Here is an 11,740-nt window from a genome sequence, read left to right on the forward strand (position 1 = left end):
CCTGTTGCCATGTTCACCAAAGTCCTGATCGCCAACCGCGGCGAGATCGCCTGCCGCGTCATCGCCACCTGCCACCGCCTCGGCATCGCCACCGTGGCGGTGTATTCCGATGCCGACCGCAACGCACGCCACGTACGCCTGGCCGACGAGGCCATCCACATCGGCCCGGCCGCCGCGCGTGAGAGCTACCTGCGCGGCGATGCCCTGCTCGACGCCGCACGCCTGACCGGCGCGCAGGCGATCCACCCCGGCTACGGCTTCCTATCCGAGAATGCCGACTTCGCCGATGCCTGCGCTGCCGCCGGCATCACCTTCATCGGGCCACCGGCCAGCGCCATCCGCGCGATGGGCGACAAGAGCGCAGCCAAGGCCCTGATGGCCAAGGCCGGTGTGCCGCTGACCCCGGGCTACCACGGCGACCAGCAGGCGCCGGATTTCCTGCGTACGCAGGCCGACGCCATCGGCTACCCGGTGCTGATCAAGGCCAGCGCCGGCGGCGGTGGCAAGGGCATGCGCAAGGTCGAACGCAGCGAGGACTTCGTCGATGCACTGGCCAGCTGCCAGCGCGAGGCCGCCTCGGCATTCGGCAACGACCATGTGCTGGTCGAGAAGTACGTCGAGCGCCCGCGCCATATCGAGATCCAGGTGTTCGGCGACAGCTACGGTGAGGCGGTCTACCTGTTCGAGCGCGACTGCTCGGTGCAGCGCCGCCACCAGAAGGTGCTGGAAGAAGCACCCGCCCCGGGCATGAGCCCCGAACGTCGTGCTGCGATGGGCAAGGCCGCGGTCGATGCCGCGCGCGCGGTGGGCTACGTCGGTGCCGGCACGGTGGAATTCATCGCCGGCCCGGACGGCGATTTCTACTTCATGGAAATGAACACCCGCCTGCAGGTCGAGCACCCGGTGACCGAGTACATCACCGGCACCGACCTGGTGGAGTGGCAGCTGCGCGTAGCCTCGGGCCAGCCGCTGCCGCTGCGCCAGGAGCAGCTGGCGATCCACGGCCACGCCATCGAGGCGCGGCTGTATGCCGAAGACGCCGACCGTGGTTTCCTGCCGTCCACCGGCCTCCTGCGCCGCCTGCGCCTGCCGTCGCCGTCGACTCATGTGCGCGTGGATACCGGTGTCGAGGAAGGCGATAGCATCACGCCGTACTACGATCCGATGATTGCCAAGCTGATCGTCTGGGACGTGGACCGCGACGCCGCGCTGCGCCGCATGAGCCAGGCCCTGGCCGACTGCCAGGTGGTGGGCGTGACCACCAATGCCGGTTTCCTGCGCCGCCTGGTGAACACCGATTCGTTTACCCACGCCAAGCTGGATACCGCGCTGATCGAGCGCGAGCAGGCCGCATTGGGCCGGGTGGGTGACAGCGATGATGCGCTGTGGCTGCTGGCGGCGGTGGCCGCCGTGGCCACTACTGCAGGCGCAGCCAGCGACGCGCGCGACCCGCATTCGCCGTGGCAGGTGCAGGATGGCTGGCGCCTTGGCGCGCCCGCGCCACGCGTGCTTCCGCTGCAGCAGGGTGAACGCCGGCACACGCTGAAGGTGTGGGCGCAGACCGATGGCTGGCGCGTGCAGTGCGACGACGCGGCACCCGTGCAGGTGATCGGCACAGCCGATGTACGGGGGCTGGCGGTACAGCTGGGCGACCGCCGCGGGTCGCTGCAGCTGCTGCGCGACGGTGACCAGCTGTACCTGTTCGGCACCGACGGCCAGCACCGTTTCACCCTGCATGATCCGGTGAGCGAATCGGACCACGCCGTGGCCGATGCCGGCAGCCTGCTGGCACCAATGCCCGGGAAGATCGTGGCCACGCTGGTCGCCGCCGGTACCGAGGTCAAGCGCGGCACGCCGCTGGTGGTGCTGGAAGCGATGAAGATGGAGCACACCCTGCAGGCGCCGGCCGACGGCACGGTGAAGGGCTACCGCGCCAAGGCCGGTGACCAGGTCAGCGACGGCGCGGTGCTGGTGGACTTCGAAGCGGCGTGAGCGCCGGGGCGACGGTCGCTCAGCGGTCGTCGCCCGCCGTCACCCGACCTGCGGGATCGAATTCGGCCGTGTCCAGCGTGGCACTGCGCCAGCCCAGGCCGCAGATGGCCATCGCGCTCTGACCGATGCCATCGAAGCCGAAGGCACGATCGACATCGGCATCGTTGATGGCCGCTGTCACGAACGCCGCCAGCCCGCGCTCGGTCGCGCACAGGTACAGCAGCTGCGAGATGTGGCCGACATCCAGCGTCACCGCACGATGCGCCTTGGCGTGGTTGCGGTACTTCCAGAAGCAGCGGTCATAGCGCGGCGCCAGCACCAGCAGCGCCGGCGCGTCGGCGAACCACGCCTGCCCGGACAGCATCCGCCGCGCCAGCGCCGGCAGTGCCTGCGGCGGTGGCGAGTGCAACGGCAGCACGGCGTGCTGCACCGGGTGGTAGTGGTACAGGCCCGGCACCAGTCCTTCCACGTTCTGCACCAGCAGGAAGCCTTCGGTAGGATGCAGGCCGCCACCGGAAGGCACGTTCTTCTTCAGGAACTCGGTATCGCGCTCGACCTTCTGCACCGCGTGCGCCATCAGCGTGCGCTGCAGCACCTGGGCCAGCAATGGCAGCGGCAGCGCGCGCTGCGGGTCGAAATTGCGGCAGGTGGTGCGGCGCGCCAGCAGTGCGTCGAACGCGGCCTCTTCGCTGCGCGGCAGCGGCTGGTAGTCGCCCTGCATGGGCTGCACCACCGGCGGTGGCGGCCCGAGGCGCTGGCGCAGGCCGGCAGCGGTGTCCAACCCCTGCCGACGCATGTCCTCCACGCTGTCCACGGCCTGCCAGCGCGCATGGCGATGGGCCAGCGCGGCTAGCGGCCACCACTGGCTGCGCCGCAGCGCCTCGTCGCGCAGCTGGTGCCCCACCTCGCTCGGCGGGTCGGTCAGCAGCAGGCCCTGCTCGACCAGGCGGGCCAGCATCGCCGGGGAGGCATCGGCAGGCGGTTCACTCCAGCGGTGCGCGCTGAGCTCGCCCAGCAGCTGGCGCTCCTCGGCGTCCACCGGCAGTGGCTGGTCCAGATGTGCGGCCAGCGCCACCCAGCTGATCTGGCTGTCCATCTCGGCGTGGCCGGCCAGCATCGCGCGCAGGTCCAGGGTGACCGCCTCGCGGGGTTCGAACATCAGGCTGGCGCAGCGGCGCAGGCGCATAAGTTTCCTTCCTTCTGCCGCACAACCGGCATAGCAGCAACGACCGCGGCGCGGCCAACTTTAGCGATGTGGGCAGCGCGGCCCTCAATGGCAGGCTGTCGCGGCCGATACGAGAAACTCCACCTACGGACGATCCCCATGAGCACCCATCCCCGCCTTTCCGCCGCAGACGCCAGCACCCTGCTGGACCACCTGATCGGCAGCGACGACTTCCGCCGCCACTTCACCGCGTCGCCGGCCAAGGCCCTGGCCTCGATCGGCCTGGACGGTGCCGTTGGCGAGAACGACTGCATGAAGATCGGCACCCTGGCCTCGGTCGAGGAGCTGAGCCAAGTGCGTGACGGGCTGCAGGCCCACCTGTCCGGGTCGGTGGCGGCCATGACCGTGGTGTTCTGCTTCGAAGCCGGCAAGGTCGGCGAGCGCATCGACGGCTGACCCGCCATCAGGGCGCGCCGGCCGTGGCCGGCGTAGCCCACGTGGAGACGTCATACACGTTCAGCGGTTGCCACACCTGCAGGGCGGTGACCTCGGCAATGGCCTGTCCGCGATGCTGGGCCAGCCAGGCCTGCTGGCGGCGCACGGCGGCTTCATCGCCCTGCGCACGCAGCGCGAGCAGCAGCACGACGCGCGCCTGCACCGGCTCGCTGCCATCCAGGATCGGCTCGATCAGGGCGCGGGCAGCCTCGGGACGCTGCATCTGCAGCTCATCCATGGCGCTGACGATGCGCAGCCAGCGGTCCGCGACCGGACTGCGCAGGCTGCGCAGCAGGGGCCGCTGCTCGTCCAGCCAACGCCTGGCCAGTTCGAACTGGCCCTGCCGCTGCGCCAGGTGGACCAGTGCCAGCCATTGCAGGCCACGGGCATGCAGCATGGGATCATCACGTTCCTGCAGCATCGGCTGCAGCAGCGCCGCGATCGCCTGCAGCTCGACACGGTCAGCGCCCGGGCACAACGCCGCCACGCTGGCGTGCTGCAGGCGCTGCTGCACCTGAAGATCGACCAGCGTCGGCGCCGCTGCATCTTCGCGTATCGCCCGCTGCATCGCCGGGCAGTCGCGCTGCGCGGCCGCCAGCAGCAGCTGCGCACGCAGCTTCATCCGCTGCTGCAGGGCATCGCTGGCATGGATCTGCGGCAACAGCTTCGCTGCCTTGGCGTACTGCCCCTGCGCCACCAGCACATCCACGCCGGTCTCATCGGCGTCGTCACGGCCGCGCAGGATCTGCGCCTGTGCCAGTGTTTCGGCGGCAAGCTGCGGTTGGTTGGCAGCGATCTGTATCCGCACCAGGTGGACCAGCGGATACAGCCGCAGCGGATCCTGCGGCACTGCGGCGGCACGCGCATAGGGCTCGGCCTCGCTGAACTGGTTGGCCTGCAGCAGGTACCAGGACGTGTTGGACAGCCCCGCGAACGAATCCGGATAGACCTTGGCCAGCGTGCGCCATTGCTCCAGCGCCCAGCCACCCGGCTCCAGCTCGGCCATCCAGGCCTTCAGGTACAGCCGCTCGCGTGGCGGCAGCCGATCCTGCAGGTCCAGCGCATGCTGCATGGCTTCGCGTGCACGCCGCCCTTCCTCGACGCGCGCATGCAGTTTGGCCACGCCCATGTAGGCCAGGGCGAAACCGGGATCGATATCGATCGCCGCCTGGTAAAGGTTGCGCGCCTCCTCGAAGCGACGCTGGCCCAGTGCACTCTCCGCCAGCGCGAATGCACGCAGTGCGCGCAGGTCCTGGGTCGATGCCCGCGGCAGCGGCAACGACTGTTCCAGGCTCGCCACCGATTCGCCCAGTCCGCGCCGCAGGCGCCCGACCACATCGTCCACCGCGAACACCATCTGATCGGATCGATCCGCGGTGGCGGTGAACGTCTGGATCACCTGGCCGCTGCCCGGTGCTGCGACGTCGATGGCCAGCTCGTAGCCACCGATCTTCTGCCGCACGGTCGGCAACAGCACGGCGCGCGCGCCTTCCCGCACCGCCACGTTGGCCGCGGTATCGCGGCTGAGCCGGGTATCGCCCGAGAGCCGCGCCATTTCCAGGCTTTCGCGGATCTTGCCCTCCGACAGCACGTTCACGTAGCGCGACTGCTCCAGCGCGATCCGGATCGCATGCCGCATCGAGTCGTCGAAGATCGGGTCGCCGGTGAGGTTGTCGACATCGCCGAGCACCACCCAGTCGCGCTCAGCGAACGCAATCGCCGGTTCCGGCCGCAGCAGCAGCCAGCCGCCGAGCACCGCCACCGCCAGCACCAGGCCTTCGGCGGCCAGCACCAGCGGCTGCCGCCACAACGGCAGGTCGCGGCGGGCCTTGGCATTGGCACGTGGCATGCGCAGCGGTGCGGAGCCGATCTCGCCCACTTCGATCACTTCCTGTACCACCGCCACGCCCTTGAAGCGCCAGCGCCCGTGCGACTTCCACAACAGGCGCGTGCCGCGCTCGCCCAACGCATCGGTGGCACGGCGGGTCAGCGATTCGGCTACCGCCGACAACAGGATCTGGCCGGGCCGCGCCAGCATCATCAGGCGCGCCGCCATCGGCTTGGCCAAGCCTTCCACTTCCATCGACTTGGCGCCGGCGCGGACCGCCTCTGCACTGTTTTCCCAGGTCAGCACGTCACCCACATGCAGGCCGGCACGCGCGCGCAGTTCAATCGCACGCTGCTGGCCCAGCGCATGCAGTTCGCGCTGGTAGTCCAGAGCGAAGCCCAGGGCATCGATGGCGCGCTCGAACAGCATGAACAGGCCGTCCGAACGATCGATCAGCTGGCCATTCCAGCGGTGCTGCAGCACCAGCACCAGGCGGTCGTGTTCCTGGAACAGGCTCGCCGCCGCCACGTCGCCGATCCGCTCGACCAGCTGCAGCGAATCACACAGATCAGTGAACAGCAGGGCGCGTAGCTGTGGGCTATGCGGGGCTGACGTTCCGTTGTCGCCATTCATCGCCTGCATCTCCCTATTGGCCGTCCGGATCATCCACCCAGCGCAGGCAGTTGCCGCCATCACGCTTGGCCCGGTACAGCGCCCGATCGGCGCTGGCATACCACTCGCTCCAGTCCGCGTCGGCATCCAGCAGGCTGGCTCCGATGCTGACCAGGCTTACATGCGGCGTGCCATGGCTGCGCTCGAGCAGGCCGTGCACCGCGCTGAGGATGAACTCGGCAGCGTGCTGCACGATCTCGCGGTTGCCACGGCGCAGCATCAGGCAGAACTCATCACCGCCAAGCCGGCAGGCCAGGTCCTGTTCGCCAGCCATCGAGCGCAGGATGTTGCCCATGCTCTGCAGCACGCGGTCGCCGGCCTGGTGGCCGTGGCGGTCGTTGATCTGCTTGAAACGGTCGCAATCGATCAGCAGCAGCGCCTGCGGCGGCCCCTCGGCACGCTCGCGGCACTCCTGCAGGTACAGGGTGAGGCCACGGCGGTTGTGCAGACCGGTCAGTTCATCGGTACGCACCAGTTCGCGGGTGTGGGTCAGCTGGTGGGTGGTGATGTAGAGGTTGTCCAGCGCGGTTTCCAGATCGTGGTTGCGCCGGCGCAGCTGGCTGATCAGGGCCTGTTCGTTGGCCAGCACGCGCATGATCGTGCGGCGCAGGAAGTAGGCCACCAGGCCCGGATCGGATTCGACCAGCCGGTGGAAATCAGCCGGCCCCAGTTCCAGCACATCGCAGTCGACCAGCGCGCGCGCGCTGGCGCTGCGCAGGTGGTCGCCGACCAGAAGGCCCAGTTCTCCGAAGAACTCATGCTGCCCGAGTGTCTTGATCACCAGGTCCTCGCCGAAGTCCAGTTCGATCTGGCCTTCGAGGATCACATACATGCGCTCGCCGCGGTGGCCACGCTGGAACAGCCACTGTCCGGCACGGAGCTTGCATGCGCGGGCGAATCTGGCAAACAATGCCACCTCGGCATCTGACAACAGCGCGTGCACGATCTCGGCCATCGCCACCCGGGCGATACCTGTCGTCACATCACTGTTCTCGGCCGCACCCCTGCCGGTCATTCCCTGCACCCGCCGCCAGCGTCCCCTGGTGAGCCGCGGAGCATAGCACCGCTTTAAAGTGTGCGCCCTATCTCATTTTGACCGTTCTGCCGATCTTGATTGATGTGAAGATCGGTGGTGGCCCGTTCTGGTCACGGGTGCCCGGGCAAAACCCCTGCTGGATCAATTCGATGCCGGGTTTCACAGGGTTTCGGCCAAGTTGCCGGAACGCGGGGTGCGCCTGATTGACGCTGCCCGCTGGCTGCCCCCCTTGCATCGATACAACAACGCCGGCAGGTCCCCCGACCGGCCGGCGTTGCCTGGCCCTTCCCTGGCCACCCTGATCGGATTTCCAGGCCCCGGTAGAGCCGGCCGCTGGCCGGCTGCCACGCAGCGCCCGGAGCATCCTGTGATTGCCGGCCAGCGGCCGGCACTACCGGATCACGCCGCGCACCGGATCACGCCGCGCGTTCGCTGCGCCCGCCGTGGAACTGCTCTTCCTCGGTCGATCCGGTCAGCGCGGTGGTCGACGACTGGCCCTGCTGGATCGCCTGGGTCACCGCATCGAAATAGCCGGTACCGACCTCACGCTGGTGCTTGACCGCAGTGAAACCGCGCTCGGCTGCTTCGAACTCGGCTTCCTGCAGTTCCACGAACGCACTCATCTGGCGGCGCGCGTAGCCGTGGGCCAGATTGAACATGCCGTAGTTCAACGCATGGAACCCGGCCAGGGTGATGAACTGGAACTTGTAGCCGTAGCTGCCCAGTTCGCGCTGGAACTTGGCAATGGTGGCGTCGTCCAGGTTCTTCTTCCAGTTGAAGCTGGGCGAGCAGTTGTAGGCCAGCAGCTTGCCCGGGAACTTCGCGTGGATCGCCTCGGCGAACCTGCGGGCGAACTCCAGGTCCGGCTTGCCGGTCTCGCACCACACCAGGTCGGCATAGGGTGCATAGGCCAGGCCGCGGCTGATCGCCTGGTCCAGGCCGTTGCGGGTCTTGTAGAAACCTTCGACGGTGCGCTCACCGGTGGTGAACGGCTTGTCGTTGCCGTCGATGTCACTGGTCAGCAGATCCGCAGCTTCGGCATCGGTGCGCGCGACCAGCAGGGTCGGCACGCCCAGCACGTCGGCAGCCAGGCGCGCGGCGTTGAGCTTCTCGATCGCCTCGCGGGTCGGCACCAGCACCTTGCCGCCCATGTGCCCGCACTTCTTGACCGAGGCCAGCTGGTCCTCGAAGTGCACGCCGGCGGCGCCGGCCTCGATCATCGCCTTCATCAGTTCAAAGGCGTTGAGTACGCCGCCGAAGCCGGCCTCAGCATCGGCCACGATCGGCTGCAGGAAGTCGATGTCATCCTTGCCTTCGGCGTGATGCAGCTGGTCGGCACGCAGCAGCGTGTTGTTGATGCGCTTGACCACTGCCGGCACCGAATCAGCCGGGTACAGCGACTGGTCCGGATACATCTGGCCGGCCAGGTTGGCGTCGGCCGCCACCTGCCAACCGGACAGGTAAATCGCCTTCAGGCCGGCCTTGACCTGCTGCATGGCCTGGTTGCCGGTCAGTGCACCCAGCGCGTTGACGAACTCGCGCTCGTGCAGCGACGCCCACAGCTTCTCCGCACCCAGGCGGGCCAGCGAATGCTCGATGTGGACGGTGCCGCGCAGGCGCACCACGTCGGCGGCGCTGTAGTTGCGCTGGATGCCTTCCCAACGCGGGTTGGTATCCCAGTCGTGCTGGATCTGTTCGGCAGTGGGCAGCTTGCTCATGTCTTTCTCCAGTTCGGTTCGTGCGTGCAGCGGGGAGGGAAACGGCGGTAGACGCGGGCGGCAGTCAATCGATGCGCGCGTAGGCCGGCAGGGTCAGGAAATCGGTCAGTTCTTCGCTGCGGCTCAGTTCGCCGAGCAGGGCGATGGCCTCGCTGATGCGCGCGCCACCGGGCAGCGCGGCGGTATCGCCCAGCCGTGCCGGCAGCTGCGACAGGGTGGAATCCAGCAGGGCCAGGTCGATGGCGGTGCCATCGTCCAGCTGCTGGCCCGGCGTATGCAGCCACTGCCACAACTGGCTGCGGCTGATCTCGGCGGTGGCCGCGTCCTCCATCAGGTGATGGATCGGCACACAGCCGTTCCCATCCAGCCACGCCGCCAGGTAACGCACGCAGACTTCCACGTTGCCTTCGAAGCCGGCGCGGGTGATGGTGCCCGGCGGCCGCGCGATCAGTTCGTCGCGGCCGACGCGCACGTCCTGGCGCAGCACGCTGTGCTGGTTCGCACCGGGCATGTGTTCGTCGAAGATCGCCATCGCCACCGGAATCAGCGCCGGATGCGCGACCCAGGTGCCGTCGTGGCCGGCGCTGACTTCGCGCAGCTTGTCGGCGCGCACGCGGGCCATGGCCTGCTCGTTGGCGGCGGCATCGTGGTTGATCGGAATCTGCGCGGCCATGCCACCCATCGCATGCGCACCGCGGCGGTGGCAGGTCTGGATCAGCAGTTCCGAATACGCCTTCAGGAACGGCTGGGTCATGGTCACCTGGCCGCGTTCGGGCAGCACGCGGTCGGCGTGGCGGCGGAAGGTCTTCAGGTACGAGAAGATGTAGTCCCAGCGCCCGCAGTTCAGGCCGACGATGCGATCACGCAGCGCGTGCAGGATCTCGTCCATCTCGAACACCGCCGGCAGCGTTTCGATCAGCACGGTCACCTTGATCTGGCCGTGCGGCAGGCCGAGCATGCCCTCGATGTGCGACAGCGCGGTCTCCCACAGCGCCGCCTCTTCCATGCTCTGCAGCTTGGGCAGGTAGAAGTACGGGCCACGATCCTTCGCCTGCAGGGTGCGGGCGTTGTGGAAGGCGAACACCGCTGCGTCGAACAGGCCACCGGCGAGGAACTGGCCGTCGACGCGTACGTGCTTCTCGTCCAGGTGCCAGCCACGCGGGCGCACGATCAGCACCGCCTGTTCGTCGTATGGGCGCAGCGTGTAATGCTTGCCATTGGGGGCGGTGTATTCGAGATCGCCGCGCACCGCCGCGGCCAGCGACTGCTGCCCGGCCAGCAGGTTGCGCCAGGTCGGCGAGGTCGAATCCTCGAAGTCGGCCATGAACACCTTGGCGCCGGAGTTCAGCGCGTTGATGACCATCTTCGGGTCGGTCGGGCCGGTGATCTCGACGCGGCGGTCCTGCAGCGCGGCCGGCAGCGGCGCAACGCGCCAGTCGCCGCTACGGATCGCGGTGGTGTCTTCGCGGAAGTCCGGCAGGCCGCCCTGGTCGAAGAACGCCTGGCGTTCACGGCGGGCCTGCAGCCTCGCCTGCCGGCCCGGCTCCACCGCACGGTGCAGCGACACCAGCAGGGCCAGCAGCGGCGCCGGCAGCAGGGTGTCCTGGCCGGCCACGCGGGTCGCCAGGGCGATGCCGGGAGTAGCCTTGGTGGCGGGAGTGGGAACGGCGGAAGCGACGGCGGACATGGGCGACTCCAGCGATGGGGGAACGTCTCCACGGTGCCGCTGGGCCTCAGTATTTGGCAAAACAGTTTTTGCAATGTTTTACATAAGTTGTGCTAATACTCGTTACACGATGAGCACACGCGCCCCGCCAAGTCCTCGTTTTTCCTACAAATCCGACCGGCTCAAGCCGCTGCGCGCGTTCTGCCAGACTGTGCGCCTCGGCTCGGTCTCACGGGCGGCTGAGGCACTTTTCGTCAGCCAGCCGGCCATCAGCCTGCAGTTGCAGGCGTTGGAACGGGAGCTGGGGGTGCCATTGTTCGAGCGCAGCGGGCGGCGCCTGGTGCCCAGCCGCGAGGGCCAGCTGCTGTACGAGATGGCACAGCCGCTGGTGGAGAACCTGGACGGGCTGGAGGCGCGCTTCCGCGACAAGGTGCGCGGCCTGGACGCGGGCGAGCTGAACATTGCCGCCAACAGCTCGACCATCCTGTACCTGCTGCCGAAGATCGTCGAACGCTTCCGCCTGCACCACCCGGACGTGCGCCTGACCCTGCACAACGCGATCAGCGCCGACGGCACCGACCTGCTGCGCGAGGATGCCGCCGACCTGGCGATAGGTTCGATGACCGATGTGCCGGCCGACCTGACCTACGCCCCGGCCTACCGCTTCGAGCAGGTACTGATCGCACCGCACGATCATCCGCTGGCCAAGGGCGGCGAGCTGGAGCTGGCCGACATCGCGCGCTATCCGCTGGTGCTGCCGCCGAAGCGGCAGATCACCTACCGCCTGGTGGACCAGGTGTTCCAGCGCCACCGCATCGCCTACACCGTGGCGCTGGAAGTGGGGGGCTGGGAAGTGATCAAGCAGTACGTGGCGATGGGCATGGGCATTTCCATCGTGCCGGCGCTGTGCCTGAACGAGGCCGACCACGAGCGGCTGGCGGCGCGGTCGATGAAGCGCTGGTTCCCCGAGCGCAGCTACGGGGTGATCGTGCGCCGGGGCAAGGCGTTGTCGGCGCAGGCGCGGGCGTTCATCGAGCTGATCCAGCCGGAGTTGTTCAGTCCGCGCGATTACGATCAGAGCGGGCATTCGGAGCGGTGAGGGGGTTCGGCAGGGCTGCGCCCTGCACCTGCCGAAGCCGAAGCCGAAGCAACAGCAGAAGCCGGCTAT

At 68.2% G+C, this 11,740-nt stretch carries 8 protein-coding genes; 3 read left to right on the forward strand and 5 right to left on the reverse strand.

The genetic code is table 11. The features are described from left to right. Positions 1-9: 9 nt before the first annotated feature. Positions 10-1,992: an acetyl/propionyl/methylcrotonyl-CoA carboxylase subunit alpha gene (locus tag HMPREF3114_RS05480; RefSeq protein ID WP_053499285.1), complete on the forward strand. Its 1,983-nt coding sequence runs from the start codon at positions 10-12 to the stop codon at positions 1,990-1,992. 19 nt (positions 1,993-2,011) lie between these two features. Here HMPREF3114_RS05480 and HMPREF3114_RS05485 read toward each other — a convergent pair whose 3' ends face one another. Next, positions 2,012-3,178 carry a putative peptide maturation dehydrogenase gene (locus HMPREF3114_RS05485; protein WP_070489313.1) on the reverse strand — a complete coding sequence of 389 codons (1,167 nt, stop codon included), beginning with the start codon at positions 3,176-3,178 and terminating at the stop codon, positions 2,012-2,014. Positions 3,179-3,316: 138 nt separating this feature from the next. On the opposite strand from HMPREF3114_RS05485, the gene HMPREF3114_RS05490 reads away from it, so the two are divergent. Beyond that, complete coding sequence (locus HMPREF3114_RS05490; protein WP_065178400.1) at positions 3,317-3,613, forward strand: NHLP-related RiPP peptide; 297 nt, start codon at positions 3,317-3,319, stop codon at positions 3,611-3,613. Between the two features lie 7 nt (positions 3,614-3,620). On the opposite strand, the gene HMPREF3114_RS05495 is transcribed toward HMPREF3114_RS05490, so the two are convergent. From HMPREF3114_RS05495 to aceB, 4 genes are all read right to left on the reverse strand, one after another. Continuing rightward, on the reverse strand, positions 3,621-6,122 hold the full coding sequence (locus HMPREF3114_RS05495; RefSeq protein ID WP_070489315.1) for a putative peptide modification system cyclase: 2,502 nt from the start codon (positions 6,120-6,122) through the stop codon (positions 3,621-3,623). Between the two features lie 4 nt (positions 6,123-6,126). Continuing rightward, positions 6,127-7,167 (reverse strand): GGDEF domain-containing protein, encoded by a 1,041-nt coding sequence (locus HMPREF3114_RS05500; RefSeq protein ID WP_032954692.1) that lies wholly within the window; start codon positions 7,165-7,167, stop codon positions 6,127-6,129. A gap of 437 nt (positions 7,168-7,604) precedes the next feature. Then, positions 7,605-8,906: an isocitrate lyase gene (gene aceA, locus HMPREF3114_RS05505; protein WP_019337654.1), complete on the reverse strand. Its 1,302-nt coding sequence runs from the start codon at positions 8,904-8,906 to the stop codon at positions 7,605-7,607. A gap of 64 nt (positions 8,907-8,970) precedes the next feature. Further along, positions 8,971-10,593 (reverse strand): malate synthase A, encoded by a 1,623-nt coding sequence (aceB, locus tag HMPREF3114_RS05510; protein ID WP_053499294.1) that lies wholly within the window; start codon positions 10,591-10,593, stop codon positions 8,971-8,973. Between the two features lie 109 nt (positions 10,594-10,702). Between aceB and HMPREF3114_RS05515 the strand changes: the two genes are divergently transcribed. After that, a complete protein-coding gene (locus HMPREF3114_RS05515; RefSeq protein ID WP_053499296.1) occupies positions 10,703-11,671 on the forward strand; it encodes a LysR family transcriptional regulator in 969 nt (322 codons plus the stop codon). Positions 11,672-11,740: the final 69 nt, after the last annotated feature.

This window comes from Stenotrophomonas sp. HMSC10F07 (genome assembly GCF_001807895.1).
Taxonomy (GTDB): domain Bacteria; phylum Pseudomonadota; class Gammaproteobacteria; order Xanthomonadales; family Xanthomonadaceae; genus Stenotrophomonas; species Stenotrophomonas sepilia.

What these genes read in the sequence shown, in the direction of transcription:
- HMPREF3114_RS05480 (WP_053499285.1), top strand. Translation starts at nt 10, where the DNA reads ATGTTCACCAAAGTCCTGATCGCCAACCGCGGCGAGATCGCCTGCCGC.
- HMPREF3114_RS05495 (WP_070489315.1), bottom strand. Translation starts at nt 6,122, where the DNA reads ATGCAGGCGATGAATGGCGACAACGGAACGTCAGCCCCGCATAGCCCA.
- HMPREF3114_RS05515 (WP_053499296.1), top strand. Translation starts at nt 10,703, where the DNA reads ATGAGCACACGCGCCCCGCCAAGTCCTCGTTTTTCCTACAAATCCGAC.
- aceB (WP_053499294.1), bottom strand. Translation starts at nt 10,593, where the DNA reads ATGTCCGCCGTCGCTTCCGCCGTTCCCACTCCCGCCACCAAGGCTACT.
- HMPREF3114_RS05485 (WP_070489313.1), bottom strand. Translation starts at nt 3,178, where the DNA reads ATGCGCCTGCGCCGCTGCGCCAGCCTGATGTTCGAACCCCGCGAGGCG.
- HMPREF3114_RS05490 (WP_065178400.1), top strand. Translation starts at nt 3,317, where the DNA reads ATGAGCACCCATCCCCGCCTTTCCGCCGCAGACGCCAGCACCCTGCTG.
- aceA (WP_019337654.1), bottom strand. Translation starts at nt 8,906, where the DNA reads ATGAGCAAGCTGCCCACTGCCGAACAGATCCAGCACGACTGGGATACC.
- HMPREF3114_RS05500 (WP_032954692.1), bottom strand. Translation starts at nt 7,167, where the DNA reads ATGACCGGCAGGGGTGCGGCCGAGAACAGTGATGTGACGACAGGTATC.